At 58.1% G+C, this 21273-nt stretch carries 20 protein-coding genes; 10 read left to right on the top strand and 10 right to left on the bottom strand.

What is annotated here, in order from left to right:
* Positions 1–111: 111 nt before the first annotated feature.
* Positions 112–1059: a formylglycine-generating enzyme family protein gene (locus D6851_RS12700; RefSeq protein WP_120325380.1), complete on the top strand. Its 948-nt coding sequence runs from the start codon at positions 112–114 to the stop codon at positions 1057–1059.
* Between the two features lie 69 nt (positions 1060–1128).
* Here D6851_RS12700 and nemA read toward each other — a convergent pair whose 3' ends face one another.
* The 3 genes from nemA to D6851_RS12685 form a co-directional block, all read right to left on the bottom strand.
* Positions 1129–2250, bottom strand: a complete 1122-nt coding sequence (gene nemA / locus D6851_RS12695; protein WP_120325252.1) for an alkene reductase — start codon at positions 2248–2250, stop codon at positions 1129–1131.
* A gap of 163 nt (positions 2251–2413) precedes the next feature.
* A complete protein-coding gene (gene ligD, locus D6851_RS12690) occupies positions 2414–3313 on the bottom strand; it encodes a non-homologous end-joining DNA ligase (RefSeq protein WP_120325251.1) in 900 nt (299 codons plus the stop codon).
* A complete protein-coding gene (locus D6851_RS12685; RefSeq protein WP_120325250.1) occupies positions 3306–4214 on the bottom strand; it encodes a LysR family transcriptional regulator in 909 nt (302 codons plus the stop codon). The genes ligD and D6851_RS12685 overlap by 8 nt, the downstream gene beginning before the upstream one ends.
* Positions 4215–4327: 113 nt before the next feature.
* On the opposite strand from D6851_RS12685, the gene ilvD reads away from it, so the two are divergent.
* From ilvD to D6851_RS12660, 5 genes are all read left to right on the top strand, one after another.
* Positions 4328–6181 carry a dihydroxy-acid dehydratase gene (gene ilvD / locus D6851_RS12680; RefSeq protein WP_120325249.1) on the top strand — a complete coding sequence of 618 codons (1854 nt, stop codon included), beginning with the start codon at positions 4328–4330 and terminating at the stop codon, positions 6179–6181.
* A 222-nt stretch (positions 6182–6403) separates the two neighbouring features.
* Positions 6404–6874, top strand: coding sequence for an Lrp/AsnC family transcriptional regulator (locus tag D6851_RS12675; protein ID WP_120325248.1), 471 nt, complete (start codon positions 6404–6406; stop codon positions 6872–6874).
* Between the two features lie 423 nt (positions 6875–7297).
* Positions 7298–8395 (top strand): glycosyltransferase family 4 protein, encoded by a 1098-nt coding sequence (locus tag D6851_RS12670; protein WP_120325247.1) that lies wholly within the window; start codon positions 7298–7300, stop codon positions 8393–8395.
* A gap of 78 nt (positions 8396–8473) precedes the next feature.
* Complete coding sequence (gene purF, locus D6851_RS12665) at positions 8474–9952, top strand: amidophosphoribosyltransferase (protein WP_120325246.1); 1479 nt, start codon at positions 8474–8476, stop codon at positions 9950–9952.
* The gene (locus D6851_RS12660) at positions 9945–10667 is read left to right on the top strand and encodes an SDR family NAD(P)-dependent oxidoreductase (protein WP_120325245.1); all 723 of its coding nucleotides are present in this window, start codon (positions 9945–9947) and stop codon (positions 10665–10667) included. The genes purF and D6851_RS12660 overlap by 8 nt, the downstream gene beginning before the upstream one ends.
* 15 nt (positions 10668–10682) lie before the next feature.
* Here the strand turns inward: D6851_RS12660 and D6851_RS12655 are convergent, their stop codons facing one another.
* On the bottom strand, positions 10683–12077 hold the full coding sequence (locus D6851_RS12655; protein ID WP_120325244.1) for a cryptochrome/photolyase family protein: 1395 nt from the start codon (positions 12075–12077) through the stop codon (positions 10683–10685).
* A gap of 140 nt (positions 12078–12217) precedes the next feature.
* On the opposite strand from D6851_RS12655, the gene D6851_RS12650 reads away from it, so the two are divergent.
* The 3 genes from D6851_RS12650 (at position 12218) to D6851_RS12640 (ending at position 14372) form a co-directional block, all read left to right on the top strand.
* Positions 12218–12889 carry a phosphatase PAP2 family protein gene (locus D6851_RS12650; protein WP_147395475.1) on the top strand — a complete coding sequence of 224 codons (672 nt, stop codon included), beginning with the start codon at positions 12218–12220 and terminating at the stop codon, positions 12887–12889.
* Positions 12890–12951: 62 nt separating this feature from the next.
* Positions 12952–13890 (top strand): alpha/beta hydrolase, encoded by a 939-nt coding sequence (locus D6851_RS12645; RefSeq protein ID WP_120325379.1) that lies wholly within the window; start codon positions 12952–12954, stop codon positions 13888–13890.
* Entirely contained in the window at positions 13890–14372 is a 483-nt protein-coding gene (locus tag D6851_RS12640) for an RNA pyrophosphohydrolase (RefSeq protein WP_120325242.1), read from the top strand. Before D6851_RS12645 ends, D6851_RS12640 begins: the two co-directional genes overlap by 1 nt.
* Before the next feature lie 66 nt (positions 14373–14438).
* On the opposite strand, the gene D6851_RS12635 is transcribed toward D6851_RS12640, so the two are convergent.
* The 5 genes from D6851_RS12635 to D6851_RS12615 form a co-directional block, all read right to left on the bottom strand.
* Entirely contained in the window at positions 14439–14942 is a 504-nt protein-coding gene (locus D6851_RS12635) for a tetratricopeptide repeat protein (protein ID WP_238474084.1), read from the bottom strand.
* Positions 14943–15006: 64 nt separating this feature from the next.
* The gene (locus D6851_RS12630; RefSeq protein WP_120325240.1) at positions 15007–16185 is read right to left on the bottom strand and encodes an RsmB/NOP family class I SAM-dependent RNA methyltransferase; all 1179 of its coding nucleotides are present in this window, start codon (positions 16183–16185) and stop codon (positions 15007–15009) included.
* On the bottom strand, positions 16182–16427 hold the full coding sequence (locus D6851_RS12625; RefSeq protein WP_120325239.1) for a hypothetical protein: 246 nt from the start codon (positions 16425–16427) through the stop codon (positions 16182–16184). The genes D6851_RS12630 and D6851_RS12625 overlap by 4 nt, the downstream gene beginning before the upstream one ends.
* Before the next feature lie 9 nt (positions 16428–16436).
* Positions 16437–17894: an IMP dehydrogenase gene (gene guaB, locus D6851_RS12620; protein WP_120325238.1), complete on the bottom strand. Its 1458-nt coding sequence runs from the start codon at positions 17892–17894 to the stop codon at positions 16437–16439.
* A 108-nt stretch (positions 17895–18002) separates the two neighbouring features.
* Positions 18003–18758 carry a 3-hydroxybutyrate dehydrogenase gene (locus D6851_RS12615; protein WP_120325237.1) on the bottom strand — a complete coding sequence of 252 codons (756 nt, stop codon included), beginning with the start codon at positions 18756–18758 and terminating at the stop codon, positions 18003–18005.
* Between the two features lie 112 nt (positions 18759–18870).
* Here D6851_RS12615 and ypfJ point away from each other — a divergent pair, with 112 nt between their 5' ends.
* Complete coding sequence (gene ypfJ / locus D6851_RS12610; protein WP_120325236.1) at positions 18871–19746, top strand: KPN_02809 family neutral zinc metallopeptidase; 876 nt, start codon at positions 18871–18873, stop codon at positions 19744–19746.
* 67 nt (positions 19747–19813) lie between these two features.
* Here the strand turns inward: ypfJ and creD are convergent, their stop codons facing one another.
* Positions 19814–21220, bottom strand: coding sequence for a cell envelope integrity protein CreD (creD, locus tag D6851_RS12605; protein WP_120325235.1), 1407 nt, complete (start codon positions 21218–21220; stop codon positions 19814–19816).
* Positions 21221–21273 lie beyond the last annotated feature (53 nt).

The following is a 21273-nucleotide window of genomic DNA, read 5'->3' as shown; positions in this document are numbered from 1 at the left end:
GCCGTGCCATATCTCTATGAAGGCTGTGAGAGGTTACAGATAAGAGAGCGTATTATGAGTGCCCAGACCATTGCCGATCCCAGTCCGTCAAAACCCGCAAAAGACGAGGGCATGCGCTTCATTGAAGGCGGCACTTTCCTCATGGGGTCCGAAACATTCTATCCTGAGGAAACCCCGCAACGCAAAGTGAAGGTCGATTCCTTCTGGATTGACGAAGCACCTGTAACCAATGCCGAATTTGCCCGCTTCGTCGAGGCGACCGGTCATGTGACCACTGCAGAAATCGCACCCGATCCGGCAGATTATCCCGGCATGCCTCTGGAAATGGCCAGAGCCGGATCGCTCGTCTTCCGGCGCACCGCAGGCCCGGTCGATCTGCGCGATTTCTCTCAATGGTGGGAATTTTGCTTCGGAGCGGACTGGCGCCACCCTACCGGACCCGACAGTTCGATCGAAGGGCTGGACGATCATCCGGTGGTGCATGTGACCTATGAGGATGCCAAGGCCTATGCGCAATGGGCCGGCAAGAGCCTCGCCAGCGAAGCCGAATGGGAATATGCCGCATGGGGCGGACAGGAAGGCTCCGAATATGCCTGGGGTGACGAACTGGCCCCCGATGGCAAGATGATGGCCAATTACTGGCAGGGCGCCTTTCCCCATGAAAACAGCCTCGAAGATGGCTGGGAACGCACATCCCCGATCCGCTCTTTTCCCGAGAATGGCTACGGCCTTTACGACATGATCGGCAATGTCTGGGAATGGACCGCAGACTGGTATGCCATGCCCAAAGCGATGGAAAAGAAAAAGCCGGGCGCCTGCTGCATCCCGTCCAATCCGCGCGGCGCAGCCAAGCGCGAGAGCTTCGATCCCTGCACACCAGAAATCAAGATCGGCCGCCGCGTCTTAAAAGGCGGATCGCATCTGTGTGCCGAGAATTACTGCCGCCGCTATCGCCCGGCGGCCCGACATGCACAGCCGATCGATACATCGACCAGCCATGTGGGTTTCCGCTGCATCATTCGCGAAAAGGATCGCAAGCCGCAACGCAAGAAGCGTTAGGCAGGAAACGAAAAGCGGGCCGCCTCGCATGAAACGGCCCGCTCTTTTTATCCGGTGGAACCGGCCTTATCAGCCAGCGGAAGACACATGGCTTTCAGCCAGTGTCGGATAGTCGGTATAGCCTTCGGCACCGCCGCCATAATTCAGCTCTGCGCGCACCTCGTTATAGGGCCCGTCCTGCGCTATCCGCTCCACCAGATCGGGATTGGCTATAAAGGCGCGGCCAAAGGCCACCGCATCGATCAGACCGCGCGAAATCAGATCCTCGGCCTTTTGTGCGGTATAGCCTCCTGCGCCGATAATCACTCCGGGGAATCGCTTGCGCGCCTCTTCGCGAAAACTATCGCTCAGCGGCTTCGCACCGGTCCAGTCCGGTTCCGAAATGTGCAAATAGGCCAGATTGCGCTGGCCAAGCTGCTCGATCAGATAGAGCGCATCGGCCTCATCATCCGGCAGCACCTCAAGGCCATTGGCTTCACCATATGGAAACACACGGATGCCAATGCGGTTGGCGCTCCAGGCTGCAATTGCCTTGTCGACCACTTCCAGCCCGAAACGCGCCCGGTTTTCAACCGGCCCGCCATAGGCGTCCTGCCGGTGATTGGAGCTGGGTGAAAGGAATTGCTGGATCAGATAGCCATGCGCTCCGTGCAGTTCGACAAGATCGAAACCCGCTTCACGTGCATGGGCGGTAGCGCTTCCGAAATCCTCCACAATCCGTTGAATGTCAGGCACTGTCAGCGCGCGCGGCGGAGTAGTCGGCACGCGATAGGCTTTGCCGTTTTCATCGCGTAACGAGGTCCGGGTTTCTCCGGTAACCGCACTGGGAGCACCCGGCGCCCTGTGATCGGGCTGAACCGATTCATGCGAAATCCGCCCGGTATGCCAGAGTTGCACGGCCATATGACCGCCGGCATCGTGAACACCCTGCGTGATCGGTTGCCAGGCCGCGATCTGCTCCGGCGTGTGCAGCCCCGGCGCCCCTGCATAGCCCTTCGCCTCGAAGGAAATCTGCGTCGCTTCACTGATAATCAGCCCCGCACCGGCGCGCTGGCGATAATATTCACCCATTAACGGGGTTGGAACATCGCCCGGCTCAATACTGCGAAGCCGGGTCAGAGGAGCCATGATAATCCGGTTCGGCAGTGTGACCGCACCGACCTGAAGCGGTTTGAAAAGATGATCGTACACGAGAGCTGTTCCCTCATAAGTTTGACATACGAACAGCCATATGGGGTGCCTCGCCGCGATTGCTTTTGCCGCGCCGCAACAATTTCATGCTCCGTCAAAACATATGGTTTGACGGGACAGAAGTATTGTCTCCATGCCGTTGTTTTTGCACCTGCACATTGGATTACCGGAGAGAGCTTTCGGCCAGCTTTTCCACCCGCGCCCGGCTCAGGCCGACCGCGTGCGGAACCGGGCAATCGCTCCAGCTCCGATCCAGCGCCGCTTCGGGAGAGAAAATATCAGCCGATCCCAGAGCAGCCAGTTCGCTCCAGGCCACCGGCACCGCAACGGGCGCATTCTCCCTCGCTCGCAGGGAGAATGGGGCAATGGCAGTTGCCCCGCGTTCATTGCGCAGCCAGTCGATAAAGATGCGCCCTTTGCGCTTGCTTTTGGCCATCTGCGCAGTGAACCGCTCGGGTGCTTCCTCCGCCAGCATTGTGGCGAAAGTCCGGGCATAATGCGTCACGGTTTCCCATTCGGCAATTCGCCGCAGGGGCACCACCACATGTACGCCCTTCCCGCCTGTGACCATAGGCCATGCGGGCAGATCAAACGCTTCCAGCCGGTCTCGCAGAGATAGGGCAGCGCGGGCTACATGCTCCCACCTTATCGCTTCATCGGGATCGAGATCGAACACCATGCGGTCAGGCCGTTCGAGCCTGTCCCGCGTCGCGCCCCAAATGTGAAATTCCAGCGTGCCCATCTGCGCGGCTGCCACAAGCCCTGCTGCTTTGTCGACATACATGTAAGACCCGCGAGTAGTGCCATCGCTTTGCCGAATAGACATGCGTCCGATATCCTCAGGAAATCCCCGCTGAGCATGTTTCTGAAAAAAACGTTCTCCCGCCAGTCCTTCGGGCAGACGCAGCAGCGAAAGCGGCCGGTTCTTACAGCTTTGCAGCATTCGTCCGGCGGCGGCCTCATAATATTGCGCGACCTGTCCTTTGGTCATCCCGATAGCAGGATAGACCACCCGATCCGGATGGCTGATCTCGATCCCTGCCATATTTATGCGCTTACCCATCACCACCTGCTTTTGCCGCGATGTCGATCAGCCCTGCCAGAATAGGCGCCTCATCGCCCTTCCGCCATGCCAGACCGGTTTCAAGCATGGGGGCATCGCCCGCAATAGCAATATAACGTACACCGGTCCGCGCCAGATGGCGCAGGGAAGCAGGCACCAGCGCCATACCCAGCCCCGCCGAAACGAGGCTGATAATCGTCTGCATCTGGATGGCTTCCTGACGGATCATCGGCTGGAAACCCTGCGTATGATAGAAACCCGTCACCAGGGCGTGAAAATCGGGTGACACGCGGCGCGGAAAAATAATCAGCGGCTGCGCCATCCACGCATCGCCCTGTAATTCTCCGTCCACCAGATCGAGCGCCCCGCCCCTGCACCAGCTTTCCGGCACCGCCGCCACCAGCGGTTCGGTAAGCAAGGGACGGTAATCGAGCGCGGAGGGCAATGCGGACCGCTCGGAAATGAGGATGCCCGCATTGATCCGCCCTTCGAGCAAGGCTTCGATCTGAACATCGCTTGTCGCCTCGATCAGATCCAGTTCGACATCCGGGAAAGAGGAGGAGTAATGCTGCACCAGATCGGGCAACACGCTGTAATCCGCCGTACTGACGAAAGCGAGCGAGAGGCGCCCTGCCTTACCGGTCCGCAGCCTTTCGGCAATAGGCCCAAGATCGTCGACCGCCTCGACCGCGGGCCGCACATGATCGAGCCATTGGCGCCCGAAATCGGTGAGCATGACACTGCGTTTAGAGCGAAGAAACAAGTCCGCCCCCAATTCACGCTCCAGCGCCATGATCGACTGGCTGAGCGGTGGCTGGGTCATCCCGAGACGCTGTGCGGCATGGCCGAAATGCAGTGTCTCGGCGACGGCCATAAAATGACGAAGCTGGCGTAGATCCATGCCTGTCAATATACACAACGACCTTATAAAGCTTCAATAATATATTTCTCAACTTTCCATGCGAATGGTAGAGGACGTATCGGAACAGGACATTTTTCAAGGGATCGGCATTTATGCCCCATTATCGTTCACGCACCAGCACTCATGGCCGCAATATGGCGGGTGCGCGCGGTCTCTGGCGCGCCACCGGCATGAAGGATGAGGATTTCGGCAAACCGATTATCGCGATTGCCAACAGCTTCACCCAGTTCGTGCCCGGCCATGTCCATCTCAAGGATCTCGGCCAGCTCGTGGCCGAAGAAATCGAAGCGGCAGGCGGCGTGGCCAAGGAATTCAATACGATTGCCGTCGATGACGGGATCGCAATGGGGCATGGCGGCATGCTTTATTCGCTGCCCAGCCGCGATCTGATTGCAGACAGCGTCGAATATATGGCCAACGCCCATTGCGCCGATGCTCTGATCTGCATTTCCAATTGCGATAAGATCACGCCGGGCATGCTGATGGCCTCCATGCGACTCAACATCCCGACCATCTTCGTGTCTGGCGGCCCCATGGAAGCGGGCAAGGCCGATATTCACGGCGAAACCATCGCACTCGATCTGGTGGATGCCATGGTCGCGGCGGCCGACGAGCATTATTCTGATGAAGATGTCACCACGATCGAACGTTCGGCCTGCCCGACCTGCGGCAGTTGCTCGGGAATGTTCACTGCCAACAGCATGAACTGCCTGACCGAAGCGCTGGGCCTTTCGCTGCCGGGCAACGGTTCGATGCTCGCCACCCATGCAGATCGCGAAAAATTGTTCCGCGAGGCGGGCCGCACCGTCGTTGATCTTGCGAAGCGCTGGTACGAACAGGACGACGCCTCCGCCCTGCCGCGCAATATTGCCACTCATGCAGCTTTCGAAAATGCCATGAGCCTCGATATTGCGATGGGCGGATCGACCAATACTGTGCTTCACCTTCTTGCCGCGGCGCATGAAGGCGAAGTGGAATTTTCCATGGCCGATATCGACCGCCTTTCGCGTCGTGTGCCCTGCCTGTGCAAGGTCGCGCCGGCCAAGCAGGATGTCCATATGGAAGATGTCCATCGCGCAGGCGGGATTATGGCCATTCTCGGCCAGCTCGAACGGGCCGGCCTGATCGACGCCTCGTTGCCTACTGTGCATGCCAGAAGCATGGATGAAGCGATCAATCGCTGGGATGTCAGCCGCTCCAATTCGGAAAGCGTGCAGGAATTTTACAAGGCAGCGCCGGGCGGTGTGCGCACTACTCAGGCCTTCAGCCAGGGCAATCGCTGGAAAGATCTCGATCTCGATCGTGAAAAGGGTGTGATCCGCGATGCCGAGCACCCGTTTTCAAAGGATGGTGGCCTGGCGGTGCTCTATGGCAATCTCGCCCCGGAAGGCTGTATCGTGAAGACTGCCGGTGTCGACGATTCCATCCTGACCTTCCACGGCACGGCGCGGGTCTATGAAAGCCAGGACGCGGCAGTGGTCGGCATCCTTGGCAATGAAGTAAAGGAAGGCGACGTCGTCGTCATCCGCTATGAAGGCCCCAAAGGCGGCCCGGGTATGCAGGAAATGCTGTATCCGACCAGCTATCTGAAGTCGAAAGGGCTCGGGAAAGCCTGTGCCCTTATCACGGATGGCCGCTTTTCAGGTGGTACATCGGGCCTTTCCATCGGCCACGTATCTCCGGAAGCGGCCGAAGGCGGACTCATCGCACTGGTGCAGACCGGCGACCCTGTCGTGATCGACATCCCCAATCGCGGGATCACGCTAAATATCGACGATGCGGAACTGGCTGCACGGCATGAAGAAATGGTTGCCCGCGGAGACAAAGCCTGGAGGCCTTATGGCCGCAAGCGCGAAGTTTCGCCGGCTCTGCGCGCCTATGCTGCGATGACCACCAATGCCGCACGCGGCGCTGTGCGCGATGTCAGCCAGGTCGAAAGAGGCTGAAACAATATCGAGTCCTGCAGTCACCCGGCCCGATCAACCGGGTGACTGCAGAATCTCACAGCCTGAAACCGGAGCTGAACGTCAAAAGGCATAAATTCGCACGCTTTTGTTCTATCATGGTACAGACCTGCCAAGGGCGTGATGGGTTGCTTGTCAAAAGCGCATCCAGCCCCCATCCCACGCAATATAAATTTCCCCTCAACGTGGTGGGTGCATAAAACAATGGCAGAACTGGACAGGCTGGATCTCAAGATCCTCGAACGCCTGCAAATTGACGCATCGGAATCGTCGAGTGAAATCGCCGAACGCGTCGGGCTGTCGCAATCTCCCTGCTGGCGCCGGATTCAACGATTGCGGGACGAAGGATATATTACCGGGCAAGTGGCCCTTCTCGACCGCGAGAAACTCGGCGAAAGCATTTATATTTTTGCGCAGCTCAAAATGACCCGCCTCAGCGATGAAGCGCGGGACCGTTTTGTCCGCGCCATCGACGATATTCCTGAAATTACTGAAGCCTATACGCTGTTCGGCGAAATGGACATCATGATTAAAGTCCTCGCGCCGTCGATCGGCTGGTATCAGGATTTCACCCTGCGAACGCTTTTGCGTCTGCCCGGTGTCGAAGATGTCCGCTCCACCGCCACATTGTCGGAAATGAAGAATACACATCGCTTGCCATTGCCGCATGCCTGATAGCCAACAACCCGCAGATACGCCTTCGTGCATCTCAGCAAAACAGTATGCAGCGCAGCAACGGCAGGCAGCGGTGCAGTCAGCTCCACAGGGAGAGGCTGGCACCTCCTTGCTTGTAAAAGCGCAGCGGTAACGTCACCGGTTCTGCATCTTCTTTTATAGCGACAACTAAAATGCACAGATCAATGTGCTGCTTATATAAATAAGCCAATTATAAGTATTTTTACCTTATATAGTTCTGCAATAATTTACCTAAAGTATATGCTAGAAGCATATTGGTCAGGATATTCCATTCTTAACCATTATATGCAGAGTGTATTTTCAATGCCTGACATAGACGGACATCAAGACCACACAAAAGACAGGCGGCATTATTTCCGGTGGGTGCGAACCTGCCGTTGGCAATGATGACGGAGAAGAGTGATGCATGTCACCATTCTTCTTCATGCCGGGTGTGACCATAAAAGCTCACAACGACGCATTCTGCACTATGTCCCCTTGCTCGAACAACAGGGCATTCATTGCGATCTTCTTCCTTTTTACGGCCCGCCGCCCCGCGCATTCCGGCATTGTGGGCAGACAGGCGGCAATTCGCTGGCCAGCGGGATCAGTACCCGGATAAAATCGCTCCGCCAGCTCACCGGGCAAACCGATCTTCTGTGGATCGAACAGGAAGCTTTGCCTCATCTACCCTGGATGGCTGAAAATCTTCTGCTTCCTTCCGATATGCCAATTGTCACCGATCTGGGCGACACGCCATTTTCCAACGATTCACGACATAGCAAGACCGGCCAGATTATCCGCCATTCCACACTCGTCATGGTCGGCAACAGCCATATCGGCACACAGGCCCATGAAGCCGGTGCCTCTTGGGTCGAAGTCATGCCGCCTCCCGTTCCATTGAGCGATTTCACTCCGACAGAGCGGAGTTACGCTGATCGTAAGTTGCGTGTGGGCTGGATCGGCACAACGGATCTGTGGACGAGCCATGCGGAAAAACACTTCAAATCGCTGGAAGCCTTTCTTGGGGCACACAATGCCGTCGCTCGTATCATTGGTGCACGTGCCGGGCGCTCGCGCTGCGGCCAGATCGATTATCACCCCCGCGAAACAGATGGGGAATACCGCCAGATCTCTGCAATGGACATCGCTCTGGCCCCCTTGCAGGATAGTCAGTCGGAACAGGGAAGCTGCGGCTATGCCGTTCTGCGGTATATGGCCTGCGGTATTCCCGTGATCGCTTCGCCACTAGGGGCCCAGGCCGAAATTATCGAACATGGGGTAAACGGCTTTCTCGCTTCGACCGGGGAAGAATGGCGCAAGGCATTATCCGATTTGCTCGAAAATCCCGCTTTACGGCAACGGATCGGCACAGCCGGACGGACAACAGTGGAAAACCTTTATACACCTGACCGTCTTTCCCCGAAAATGGCTTCACTCCTTACTCAGGCGGCTGGTAAAAAGTCCCGGCAAGAGCAGGAACATAGGTTTGAAAACGGCCCTGCGCTCCTCCTCAAATGACAAATCCGTTCACTGCACTTGTAATTTCACTGCAATATCGCCATTGGGAGGCCTCGTTCAGCGACCCCAGCGGGACTCATGAATCTTACCCATCCTTTTTGCGATCATGACGGCGACAAGCTGCACGAAGAGTGCGGTGTATTCGGCGTAATCGGCGCGACCGACGCGGCCGCCATCTGTGCACTTGGCCTCCACGCCCTGCAACATCGCGGGCAGGAAGCTGTCGGCATGACAAGTTTCGACGGAGCGGAATTCTATACGCGGCGTGGCATGGGCCAGGTGGCGGAGAATTTCTCCTCCGGCGAAGCGATTGCCGAACTGCCCGGCAATATGGCTGTCGGCCATGTGCGTTATGCCACAACGGGCGGCTCAGGTCTGCGTAATGTGCAGCCGCTTTATGCCGAACTGGCCAGCGGCGGTTTTGCAGTGGCGCATAACGGCAATATTTCCAACGCGATGAATTTGCGCCGCGACCTCGTGCGCAAAGGGGCGATCTTCCAGTCCACCTCGGATACGGAAGTCATCATTCACCTCACCGCGACGAGCCGCTATCCCACTATCCTCGACAAATTCGTCGATGCCCTGCGGCTGGTGGAAGGAGCCTACTCGCTTATCTGCACCACGCCCGAAGGCATGATTGCCTGCCGCGACCCGCTGGGCATCCGCCCGCTCGTCATGGGTCAGGTCGGCGATGCAATAGTTTTTGCCAGCGAAACCGTAGCGCTGGATGTGGTCGGAGCCGAATTTCTTCGTCAGGTCGATCCGGGCGAGCTGGTCAGTGTCGATTTTGACGGCAATATCACCTCCCATCGCCCTTTCGGCACCAACCCTTCACGGCCGTGCATTTTCGAACATGTCTATTTCAGCCGGCCGGATTCGATCTTCAACAAGCGCTCAGTCTATGAATCGCGCAAACAGATCGGCGTTCAGCTCGCGATAGAGAACCCGGTGGAGGCCGATCTTGTCGTGCCTGTGCCCGATAGCGGCGTGCCCGCTGCCATCGGCTATTCACAGGAATCGGGCATTCCGTTCGAACTCGGCATCATCCGTTCGCATTATGTCGGGCGGACTTTCATCCAGCCATCGGACGGTGCGCGCCATTCCAGTGTAAAACGCAAGCACAATGCCAATCGTCTGCTGGTCGAAGGCAAGCGGATCGTGCTGATCGATGATTCCATCGTACGCGGCACCACCAGCCTGAAAATCGTGCAGATGATGCGCGATGCAGGGGCCAAAGAAGTGCATTTCCGTGTAGCCAGCCCGCCTACCGGCTATGGCTGCTATTATGGCGTAGACACGCCCGAACGGTCCAAACTGCTGGCCGGACGCATGGATGTGGACGCGATGCGCGATTTCATTCAGGCGGATAGTCTCGCTTTCGTATCGATTGACGGGCTGTATCGTGCAGTTGGCCTTGAAGAACGCAATAACGGGTGTCCGCAATATTGCGATGCCTGCTTCACGGGGGATTATCCCACCCGGCTGACCGACCTGACCGAACGGGAAGAGCACGGCGCCCAGCTTACCCTTCCAGTGGGAGAGAAAGCCCATGGCTGACACATCCACATCCAGACCCTTTGAAGGCCAGATCGCTCTGGTCACCGGCGCAAGCCGCGGTATCGGTGCGGCCACGGCCAAAGCGCTGGCCACACGCGGCGCGCATGTCGTGCTCACCGCACGTAAGGCGAGCGATCTCGAAAAGGTCGAGGAAGATATTTTCAATGCCGGCGGAACGGCAACCATCGCACCGATGGACCTCACCGAAAGTGAGAGCATTGCGCGGCTGGCACAGGCGGTGGGCGAAAGGTGGGATAAGCTGGACATGCTTGTCATCAACGCTGCCAATCTGCCCGTTCTGACGCCGGTCATCCAGATCGAACCCAAAGGCTTCAATCAGGCGCTGACACTGAATGTTCTGGCGACGCAGGCTTTACTCGCTGCTTTCGATCCGCTGCTCAAGCGCGCTGAAAAGGGGCGGATCGTTGGACTGACCAGCTCGGTCGGTGCTGAGCCACGGCCCTATTGGGGCGCTTATGGTGCCACCAAGGTGGCTTTCGATACGCTGCTGTCCTGCCATGCGCAGGAAGCGGAGCGGATTTCAGATGTCCGCGTGGCGATTGTCGATCCGGGTGCCACACGCACGCAAATGCGCGCCAAAGCCTATCCCGGCGAAGACCCGGAAACGGTCAAGGACCCTGATGTAGTCGGAGAGAGAATCGCCGAAATTTTCGGGGAGGATTTCCCGACCGGCCATCGCGAACGGGTTGAATAAAGAGCGGGAGGCCGATCAGCTTTCGGTCTCTCCTTTCATATCCCGATAGGCGCTGAGCGCCCTTTCTCTGCCCTCACGATGCTCGATCAAACGTTCAGGATAATCTTCCGGCCATTTCGACGGAGGGGGATCATGAATATCGGCATCCGGCAAATGAGCCAGCTCCGGCACCCATTCGCGGATATAGTCCGCAGCCGAGAACTTCTCGCTCTGTAACAATGGCGCCATCACGCGTGTAAAGAGCTGCGTATCCACGCCTGTGCCGGACACCCATTGCCAGTTCGTGCCGTTACTGGCGTAATCGGCATCGACCAGCGTATCCCAGAACCAGCGTTCACCGTGCCGCCAGTCAATCAGGAGGTGCTTGGTCAGAAAGCTGGCAACGATCATCCGCACGCGGTTATGCATCCAGCCTGTCGCCCATAATTGCCGCATCCCGGCATCGATAATCGGATAGCCGGTGCGGCCCATCTGCCAGGCTTCCAGCTCCCCGGCGATCAGATGGCCCCGATTGGGATTGCGCCAGGGGAAATCGCGATAGGCCTGGCGATAACTTTCTTCCGGATAATATGGGAACTGACAGAGGATATTCTGCGCAAAATCGCGCCAGATCAGTTCGGAGCGGAATGCCTGAACGCCCTGCCCCCGTTTTCCTTCCAGTGCCTTCCAGATCTGCGCGGGAGAAATCTCTCCCCAATGGAGATGCGGCGATAATCGCGAGGTGCCTTCGCAGGAGGGAAAATTGCGGTCATCCTCATAAGCGCTGACCCGGTCGACAAAATCCGTCAGCCTGTCTTGTGCCGCAATTTCTCCGACATCCCATTGCTTGCGAAAGCCGTCCGCCCAGTCCGGTTTTGTCGGCAACAGGCCCCACTCGTCCAGATCGTCAGAATGGGGCCACTCATCCGGCAGAGAAAGGGCAGGCTCTTCCAGCGGATCGCGCGGTGGCATCATTCGCGACAGGGCGCGATAGAAAGGTGTGAAAATCTTATAAGGCGTGCCCGAGCCGGTCGTGACCGAACCGGGCGGCATCAGATAATTGCCGTCATACAGAGCAAGGTCGCAATGACCCGTCAGCTCCTCCTCCGCATCTTTCCACCATGGTTCGTAGTGCTGAATAGCATGAACCGTTTCGGCACCTGTTTCTTCCGCCAGCCGTGCCAGCCCGGCCACACAATCGCCGCGCAGCAAAATCAGTTTCGAGCGATGCCGCCCCAGACTTTTGCCGAGCGATTCAAGACTGTGATGGAGCCACCAGCGCGACGCACCACCCGGCTTGCGGTTTCCGGCACGCTCATCATCAAGCACATAAACGGGAATGACCGGCCCTCTTGCCGCCGCGGCACAGAGTGCCGGATGATCCTGCAAACGTAAATCCCGTCTGAACCAGACAATTTGTGGACTGGACATGAAAGCTCCCGAAAGGCGACATAGTAGCTGGCTCGCAAACGCTTCCATCACCCATTTAAACGTTCACGGTTTACAGGAACGACGGAGCCCTTTGCGCAGTTCCTCACATGAATGCCCGAACAGAACGGAAGACGGTATAATTGCCTGATCGAACAGCATCACATAGGGGATTATGGTTTACCGCCCTTACCTGTCTTGCCTTTTTCACGCTTCTTGCAGGGCTGGTTATGGCGGGACATAGCGGAGCTGTCGATGGCTGGGGGGCGCACTGGTTGCGTCCCGCTTCTGCCCCCATGCCGATCGCACAGGAGGCCATGCGCGATATAACAGCGCTCGGCGGAGTCACATTGCGCAATTTGCTGCTCCTGTGCGTGGCGGCTGCGCTTATGATAGCACATCACAAACAGATCGCCCTTTGGCTGGTCATTGTCGCACTCAGCGGCTGGCTGACCGAAAGCGTGCTGAAATATGGGGTGGCCCGGGCCAGGCCCGATATGGCGGATCACCTTGCTTATGCCGGCGGTCCCGGTTTTCCCAGCGGACACAGTTTCAACGCTACATTGATTGCACTGGCGCTCAGTTTTGCCATTCGCCCTTTCCTGCGTTCCGCAGGATTGCAATATTTTGCCTTTGCCGTCGCATTGATGGCGGGTCTGCTTGTCGCGTGGAGCCGTGTCTGGCTGGGCGTACACTATCTCAGCGATGTTCTGGCCGGATGGCTCGGTGGCACGGCCTGGGCCTTGTTCGGTGCCTTGCTGGCCCCCAGACACGTTCTGCCCCTGCCCGGTGCCGGAAACGAAACCGGTGCATGACGGATGGAAAAGCCACCCAAACCCGCCTATTCCTCCATAATCGATCGACAAGGATGCCTGCCATGACCGCCTATATCCGCCCGGACGTCGCCGAAATGCTGCGCATGCTGGAGGCGGCAGACCAGCCGCCACTGGACGAGATGCCGCTGGATGAAGCCCGCAAGGCCATGCGCGATATGCAGGATCTTGTAGAACGGCCTGCCCACGATCTGGCAGTGATAGAGGATCTGGCCTGTTCCGGCCCGACAGGAGATATTCCGCTAAGGCTTTATGACTGCCGCGATATTCGCGAGCCCGGTCCGATGATCCTGTTCATTCACGGAGGCGGTTTCGTTATCGGCGATCTCGATTCATACCACAATCTGTGCACTGAAATTGCCTTGCGGGCCGATCTGCCTGTTTTGTCGGTGGATTACCGGCTGGCTCCCGAACATCCTTTTCCGGCAGCGCCAGACGATGTGGAGGCGGCCGCTCGCTGGGCGGCCGGGAGCCCGGTGGCGCTGGGCCGGGTGGTAACCGGGCTTATCCCTATGGGAGACAGCGCAGGTGGTAATCTAACGCTGGTCACCACTCAGTCTCTGATGCTTCAGCCGGCAACCGTACCGGTTCTCATGCAGGTGCCGGTCTATCCGCTGGCCGATGACATTGCCGATCATCCTTCTTACGCCGAGTTCGGCGATGGCTATCTGCTCACGCGACGGGCGATGAAATGGTTTACCGACTGTTACAAGGCACCGCTAGACGACCGGCGCAATTATCCCATTCTCGGTCCGCTCGAAGGTACACCGCCAACCGTTCTCGCCACGGCCGGACTCGATCCGCTACGCGATTCCGGGCGCCGATTTGCGGCAAGTCTGGTTGAGGCAGGCTGCGATGTCACCTATCTGGAAATGCGCGGCAATATTCACGGTTTTGCCAATCTGCGCAAAGCCATACCCAGTGCGCAGGAAGATCTGCTGGTCATCCTGCAAGCAATGCAAACCACTTTGGAGCGCCTGTGATGAGCGACAGAAATCCTGCAGATTACCGACCCTGCGTCGGCGTGATGCTGGTGAATGAAGAAGGTCAGGTCTTTGTCGGCAAACGGATCGACAATAAGGAAGGCGACTGGTGGCAAATGCCGCAAGGTGGCATCGATGCAGGGGAGGAGCCTTCCGATGCAGCCTATCGCGAGCTGGGGGAAGAAACCGGCGCTACGCGCGACAATGTCGAACTGATTACCCGGCTGGATGAAGAGCTGTTTTACGATCTGCCGTCAGAATTGCAGGGCAAGTTATGGGGTGGCAATTATGTCGGCCAGCGTCAGACCTGGTATCTGGCGCGCTTCACCGGAACCGATGAGGACATCGATCTCAGAGCGCATAACCCGGCCGAATTCTGCGAATGGAAATGGGTTGCGCCGGACTTGCTGCCCGAACTGATCGTGCCCTTCAAACGCGATGTCTATGAAACCATTGTCCATGGTTTTCGCGACGATATCTGAATAATATGAGGCCTGCGGCGGGTCTTCATCCTGCCGCAGGCATACTGGCCTCAGCTTTGATCTGCTTCAGTTTTGAGCCACATCCTTATCGGGATCGACCGCTTCGGCTGTCATAACGGAGGGTTTGGGGCCGCGCTCAATAGCCGCAGCAAGCTGTTCTGTCTGGGTGCAACCGGTGCCGCACAGCGATTCCAGCTTGGACAGATTGCGCTTCGCTTTTTCCACCGCGCCTTTTTCGACCAGTGCTTCGCCTTCGCCCGATATGGCGGAAAGATTGTCCGGATCCTTACCCATGGCAACACGGTAATAATGGATCGCCTTGCCCTGCAAGTCCTGCTTGCGGGCCGCTTCCCCCATTTCGATATAGGCTTTGGTATAACCCGGATCGACGGCCAGAGCCGCTTCGAACATATCGATAGCACCCTGCACTTCACCCTGCTCCAGCCGGGCCTGCCCCTGTGACAGAAGCTTTTCGGCCTGCGGATCTGGCTTGTAATCTCCGGCATATCCCACGCTCGCCGTCACTGCGACAAGCAGCGAAAGGGCAATTGCAGCGGGGGTATAGCGCATCACGATCTCCTTGAAGGCGGGCAGCGATTGTTGGTGAGGGACTGCCATCGGAATGCTCAGACTATCATCTCTTTCCCAGACGCGCGATGAAAAATCCGTCCGTTTCGTCATGAAACGGGGATAATCGCCACCCTCTCTTTCTGGCACGACCCGCGGGCAAGGACAATAGCTCAGCATCCCATCCCTGATGCCTGGTCAGAAATGCGTCGATCTGATCGGCCCCTTCCTCATCCAGTAAAGAGCAGGTGACATAGACCATTCGCCCCCCCGGACGGACCAGCCGCACTGCCAGATCGAGCAAATATCGCTGTGTTTCGACATAGCGGCTCAGCTGATTTTCATCGAGCCGCCAGCGTGCTTCGGGATTGCGTCGCCATGTGCCGGTGCCCGAACAGGGTGCATCGATCAAAACCGCATCGGCCTGTTCTTCAAGAGCGGCCAGCGCTTCCATTTCCCTCCGGGGATCGAGCAGCAGCGTTTCGCTTATCAACGCCCCTGCCCGTTCGGCGCGCGGCGCCAGACGCGAGAGGCGTGAGCGATCCGTATCGGCGGCGATCAGGCGGCCTTTATTCGCCATCGCTGCCGCCAGAGCGAGCGTTTTGCCTCCGGCCCCGGCGCACAGATCAATAATCGTCTCACCCGGCGCCGCATTGACGGCTTCACAGGCGAGCTGGCTGCCACCATCCTGAATTTCAATCAGGCCTTCGCGAAAGGCAGCGCTCTGCTCTACCTGCGTCCCCGCAGCAACCCGCACACCGTGACGGGTGGCCAGCGGCATCACCTCGAAAGCCCATGCGATACTGTCTCTGTCCGCTTTGAGGCTGTTGACCCGCAGATCGAGCGGCGCGCGGCCCAGCAAGGCCTGCCCTTCTTCCCCGGCAATATCCGAGGCGCGCAATCGCTCCACCAGCCATTCCGGTGCAACACCGCCTTCTGCAGGCCGCTCATCCTCACCGACCGGAGAGGGACCATACTGAGACCCGTCAAACAACTGCCCGAGCACGGGATCATCTTCAGCCAGCCGCAGGGCGGCGGCGCGGCCACTGGCAGGAACCGGCCCGCAGGCCCGGATCGCACGATAGACAAGCTCACGAATAGCCCGCCGATCCTTCGAACCGGCAAAGCGGTGCGAGCGGAACCACTCTGCGAGCAGACGATCCGCCGGAGCGCCCTTGGTCCGAGCCGCTCCGATCACATCGTCGAGCAATTCGATTGCCGTCTGGAGACGGGCCGCCGGTGTCACTTCAACTGCTCGAAAAGAGCGTCGAAATCTTCAGAATCCGGCGCCCGGACACAGAAATAGCGGAAGCCTTCCAGCCCTTGCGAATAGGCGGCCTCTTTTTCCTGCCGGTCCATAAAAGCCATTCCCTTCGCTTCGCATGCCTCTTCACTTTCAACGAGTGTCGAGCGCATTTCCATGCTGCCTTGCGGATCGGCAGTTTCCCACCCGACAAGGATCAGCAGGAAAGGCAAAAATTCGACCATGTGCCGAGCTCAGCGGGTGGGATAATTCGGTGCTTCGCGCGTGATCGACACGTCATGGACATGGCTTTCGGCAAGGCCCGAATTGGTGATGCGGATGAAACGGGCCTTGGTCTGCAAATCCTTGATCGTTGCCGATCCGGTATACCCCATGGCCGCTTTCACACCGCCGACAAGCTGATGAACCACATCGCGCGCCGGGCCTTTGAACGGCACCTGACCTTCGATCCCTTCGGGCACCAGTTTCATCTGATCCTTGATGTCCTGCTGGAAATAGCGGTCAGCACTGCCGCGTGCCATCGCACCGACAGATCCCATGCCGCGATAAGCCTTATAGGCGCGGCCCTGATAGAGGAAAGTTTCCCCCGGCGCTTCCTCGGTACCTGCGAGCAGCGAACCGATCATAACGGTCGATGCACCGGCAGCGAGCGCCTTGGCGGCGTCGCCCGAGGTGCGCAAACCGCCATCGCCGATAACCGGAACATCGCTCTTAGCTGCCTCGGCAGCTGCGCCCATAATCGCGGTGAGTTGCGGCACACCCACACCGGCGACAATACGCGTGGTGCAGATCGAGCCCGGCCCGATGCCGACCTTGATACCATCGGCGCCCGCATCGATCAGCGCACGGGTCGCCTCGGCGGTTGCGACATTGCCGGCAACAACCTGAACCGAATTGGACAGGTTCTTCACCCGGTCGACCGCTTTGGCTACATCCTTATTATGGCCATGCGCCGTATCGATAATCACCACATCGCAACCGGCATCGACCAGCGCTTCGGTCCGGGAAAAGCCCTTATCGCCTACCGTTGTCGCCGCTGCCACGCGCAGACGTCCCTGCTCATCCTTGGTGGCATCGGGGAACAATACCGCTTTTTCGATATCCTTCACCGTGATGAGGCCGATGCACTTATAGGCATCGTCCACCACCAGCAGCTTCTCGATCCGGCGCTGATGCAGCAGACGGCGGGCTTCTTCCTGACTGACGCCTTCACGCACGGTGGCGAGATTGTCCTTCGTCATCAGCTCTTTGACCGGCTGAAGCGGATTATCGGCAAAACGCACATCGCGATGCGTCAGAATGCCGACCAGCTTGCCGCCCGCATCGACCACGGGAATACCGCTGATACGGTATTTCAGCATCATTTCCTGCGCAGTGCCCAGCGTCGCATCGGGTTCGATGGTGATCGGATTGATCACCATCCCGCTTTCGAAGCGCTTCACCCGGCGTACGGCATCGCACTGTTCTTCAATGGTGAGATTACGATGCAAAACACCGATCCCGCCCATCTGCGCCATGACGATAGCCATTTCGGCCTCGGTCACCGTATCCATGGCAGCCGAGAGAACCGGAATGTTGAGTTCGATGCCGCGAGTCAGCCGTGTGCGGGTGTTGGCCTGAGAAGGGACAATGTCACTCTCGGCCGGCCTCAGCAGGACGTCATCAAAAGTGAGGCCGGTCTCGATTTCCATAATTGCCACCTTCCTGTCCAAGACAAATTGTGGCGGCCCATGTAACCGCATGCACACAGAGTCGCTAGTGGGGTGACGAATAAATACGCACGATTTTTCGCAAGAATCTTATTCTGCGGTCCATCCACCGTCGATCGAGTAGTTCGAACCAGTGATATTGCCCGCCTCTTCACGGCACAAGAAGACAGCCAGCGCCGCCACTTCCTCGGGCTGAACGAAGCGTTTGGTCGGTTGTTTAGCGAGGAGAACATCATTCATAACTTCCTCGCGCGTCATGTTGCGGCTCTTCATCGTGTCGGGAATCTGATTTTCGACCAGCGGCGTCCAGACATAGCCGGGGCTGATGCAATTGGCCGTCACCCCGCTGCGCGCCAGTTCCAGCGCAATGGTCTTGGTAAATCCGGCAAGGCCGTGCTTCGCCGAGACATAGGCCGATTTATAGGGCGATGCCGTCAGGGAGTGGGCGCTGGCAGTGGAAATAATCCGCCCCCACCCACTTTCCTTCATGTATGGCACAGCCAGACGTGTGGTGTGAAAAGCCGCAGTGAGGTTGAGCGCCAAAATCTTGTTCCACAGATCGACCGGAAATTCCTCCACCGGCGCAACATGCTGCATCCCGGCATTATTGACGACAATATCGACATCGCCGGCCCCTGCCATCAGCTCTTCAGCCCCTTCGGCCGTGGTCAGATCGGCCCCGACATGGGTAGCACCGAGTTCCTTGCACAAAGCGGCAATTTCATTCTTATCGCCGAAACCGTTGAGGATCACTTCGGCCCCTTCGGCCGACAGTGCTCTCGCTATGGCAAGGCCGATGCCCGAGGTCGATCCGGTAACAAGGGCACGTTTTCCGGTAAGAAACATTCTCAACTCCTGAAATCTGGTGCAAGGACATGCATGGCAGGGGGCCGATCATGGTCTGTTATATGCGCCTTGCCCTGTCTGAAAAGCGCGGAAAGCAGCGGGGAGTTCCACAATGCGTCTCAAGAGGTTCGATCCCTCCAATATTCGGGTGCGAGGAAGTGGAGGCGGCGGCCTTCCCGGAGGCACAGGCGGCAAGCTGGGCTGCGGCGGGCTGGTGATCGTGCTGATCGGGGCAGTCCTGTTCGGAATCGATCCGGGGCAAATGCTCGGCACGATGGACGCCATTCAGCAGAGCAATAACGGGCAGGCTTCCATGCAGGGTCGACCGCAGGGCCAGACCACCGAAGAATTATGCACCTCCAACGATTATGCACTGGAAAGCTGCAACGCGCTGGATTCGCTCAATTCCACCTGGGAACCGCTGTTTCGGCAGGCCAATATCCGTTTCGAACAGCCAGTTTTGAATTTCTATCGCCAGCAGACCCGTTCCGGTTGCGGTGTAGCCTCCAGCGCAATGGGGCCCTTTTACTGCCCCGCCGATCAGGGGATCTATCTCGATACGAGTTTTTACGAGCAGCTTCACCGACAACTCGGTGCCGGAGGTGATTTTGCGCGCTATTACGTAGTGGCGCATGAATATGGCCATCACATTCAGCATCTGACCGGTATCGACACGCAAATTCGCCGCCTGCAACAGCAAAATCCGCCGCGCGCCAATGCAATGCAGGTCCGGATGGAATTGCAGGCCGATTGTTATGCCGGTGTCTGGGCAGGCAAAAACCGCAATCTGATCGAACCGGGCGATATGGAAGAAGGCCTCACCGCTGCCAGCGCCATTGGTGACGATACGCTGCAACGCAATGCAGGCCAGCGCGTCAGTCCGGAGAGTTTCACCCACGGCACCAGCGATCAGCGAATGCACTGGTTATCGGTCGGGCTGCAAACCGGCGATGAAGACCGGTGCGATACATTCGCCGATTTGCGATAAAGCAGTCGGGACCCTGCCCCTGAGGCCGGCCTGAGAGCCTCCGGCCGGAACCGGAGGCTCTTCTGTGTCAATTGTCGCTTTCGGCCATGTTTTCATCCTGTCTGCCCACGCTCGACCAGTCGATCCTGCGCGTCACGAACATGACTCCGGCCAGAGCGACGAAGAGCAGCACCGCACCGATCACCAGCGAAAGCGCTTCAAGGCTCAGCAGGACATAGATCAGCGCATAAAGCCCGATCAGCAGCGCTCCGATAAAGCCCGCCCTGCGCCAGCCCTTGAGAATCGCCGCGCTATAACTTGTCAGCAGACCGATAATTGCCGCGCTTGCGACGATATAAGACCAGGTGAAGCCGATCATCTCGGCAAAGGCCAGCAGCAGCACGAAAAAGAGCACCAGCCCGGCGCCGGTCAGCAAATATTCCGCTGCGGCCACACGTGCACCGCCAACAATGTCGAACATGAAGAAGGCCAGAAAGGTAAAGCCGATAAAGAGGAAACCATATTTCACCGACCGGTCAACCTGACTGTAGAGATTGACCGGTTCGAGCAGGCTGATGCTCGCCCCCATTGAAGGGCCGCCCGGCTGACTGGCCTGGCGGACATAATAGTTTTGCGAAGACACATTGCCTGAGAAGATATCCATCGGTGCTTCCGGGTCCTGCTTGAGCAGCAGCGACTGACCCAGAGCGAGATTGGTAATCGCATAATCGGCTTTGAAACCGCTATCGCTCATATCCTTGCTGTCTGGCAGGAAACTGCCGCCGAAGCTCGGATGCGGCCAGAGGGACTCCACATGCCAGGTAGTCTTGCCACCGCGTGGCACCAGCGCAATGCCATGGCTCCCGCGCAGGCTATAGGACCATGTGATGTCGAGCGTTTCAGCCCCGCTCCAGTCGACAAAGCCGAAAAAGCCCGAATTGCCGCTGCTCGCCAGCCCCTTGCCTGGTTGCAACGGCAAGGTGGTGTCGTCGATCTTTACCGTCGCACCTTCCTGCAAACCGCGGGGATCGGAGACACCGAAGCGCAATTCCGCCTGATCGAGCAGCAACTGATCGCGGCTGACACCCTGCCGCTCCAGATCCTCGGGCAAGGCGAAACGCGCCTTGCCTGACAATTCTGCGGCATAGATCACCGATTTATAAATCGAATAAGAGCGTGTCTGAGGGGAGAGGCTGGTGTGCACATCCTGCTGCTGCGGCGCGAGATAGAGCTGATCGCGTATCATCTGGGTGTGCGTAACGCTCTGCCCCTTTACCGTTTCAATCTGCGTTTCCTGATGCATATAGGGAATGACCAGAACCGGCCCGGAAATGACCTGCTCCCCGCCCCAGCCCATCGTCACGGCATCGCGTGCTCTGGTCGATTGATCCTGCCGGTCCTGAACCAGAAAATAGACCATCAGCAGCGGCACAATCAGGACGAATGCCACCAGCCCGACCATCAGCAATTTGAAACCGGGGCTTCGTTTTTTCATGATATTTCTGTCCCTGTTGCAACGAAACCGGATTTCTGCGCATGACCGCGTGA

The organism is Altericroceibacterium spongiae (assembly GCF_003610805.1).
GTDB classification, from domain to species: Bacteria; Pseudomonadota; Alphaproteobacteria; order Sphingomonadales; family Sphingomonadaceae; genus Altericroceibacterium; species Altericroceibacterium spongiae.
This window is presented reverse-complemented; position numbering and strand designations above follow the sequence as displayed.

What these genes read in the sequence shown, in the direction of transcription:
- D6851_RS12700 (WP_120325380.1), top strand. Translation starts at nt 112, where the DNA reads ATGCGCTTCATTGAAGGCGGCACTTTCCTCATGGGGTCCGAAACATTC.
- ligD (WP_120325251.1), bottom strand. Translation starts at nt 3,313, where the DNA reads ATGGGTAAGCGCATAAATATGGCAGGGATCGAGATCAGCCATCCGGAT.
- D6851_RS12685 (WP_120325250.1), bottom strand. Translation starts at nt 4,214, where the DNA reads ATGGATCTACGCCAGCTTCGTCATTTTATGGCCGTCGCCGAGACACTG.
- ilvD (WP_120325249.1), top strand. Translation starts at nt 4,328, where the DNA reads ATGCCCCATTATCGTTCACGCACCAGCACTCATGGCCGCAATATGGCG.
- D6851_RS12675 (WP_120325248.1), top strand. Translation starts at nt 6,404, where the DNA reads ATGGCAGAACTGGACAGGCTGGATCTCAAGATCCTCGAACGCCTGCAA.
- D6851_RS12670 (WP_120325247.1), top strand. Translation starts at nt 7,298, where the DNA reads ATGCATGTCACCATTCTTCTTCATGCCGGGTGTGACCATAAAAGCTCA.
- purF (WP_120325246.1), top strand. Translation starts at nt 8,474, where the DNA reads ATGAATCTTACCCATCCTTTTTGCGATCATGACGGCGACAAGCTGCAC.
- D6851_RS12660 (WP_120325245.1), top strand. Translation starts at nt 9,945, where the DNA reads ATGGCTGACACATCCACATCCAGACCCTTTGAAGGCCAGATCGCTCTG.
- D6851_RS12655 (WP_120325244.1), bottom strand. Translation starts at nt 12,077, where the DNA reads ATGTCCAGTCCACAAATTGTCTGGTTCAGACGGGATTTACGTTTGCAG.
- D6851_RS12645 (WP_120325379.1), top strand. Translation starts at nt 12,952, where the DNA reads ATGACCGCCTATATCCGCCCGGACGTCGCCGAAATGCTGCGCATGCTG.
- D6851_RS12640 (WP_120325242.1), top strand. Translation starts at nt 13,890, where the DNA reads ATGAGCGACAGAAATCCTGCAGATTACCGACCCTGCGTCGGCGTGATG.
- D6851_RS12635 (WP_238474084.1), bottom strand. Translation starts at nt 14,942, where the DNA reads ATGCGCTATACCCCCGCTGCAATTGCCCTTTCGCTGCTTGTCGCAGTG.
- D6851_RS12625 (WP_120325239.1), bottom strand. Translation starts at nt 16,427, where the DNA reads ATGGTCGAATTTTTGCCTTTCCTGCTGATCCTTGTCGGGTGGGAAACT.
- guaB (WP_120325238.1), bottom strand. Translation starts at nt 17,894, where the DNA reads ATGGAAATCGAGACCGGCCTCACTTTTGATGACGTCCTGCTGAGGCCG.
- D6851_RS12615 (WP_120325237.1), bottom strand. Translation starts at nt 18,758, where the DNA reads ATGTTTCTTACCGGAAAACGTGCCCTTGTTACCGGATCGACCTCGGGC.
- ypfJ (WP_120325236.1), top strand. Translation starts at nt 18,871, where the DNA reads ATGCGTCTCAAGAGGTTCGATCCCTCCAATATTCGGGTGCGAGGAAGT.
- creD (WP_120325235.1), bottom strand. Translation starts at nt 21,220, where the DNA reads ATGAAAAAACGAAGCCCCGGTTTCAAATTGCTGATGGTCGGGCTGGTG.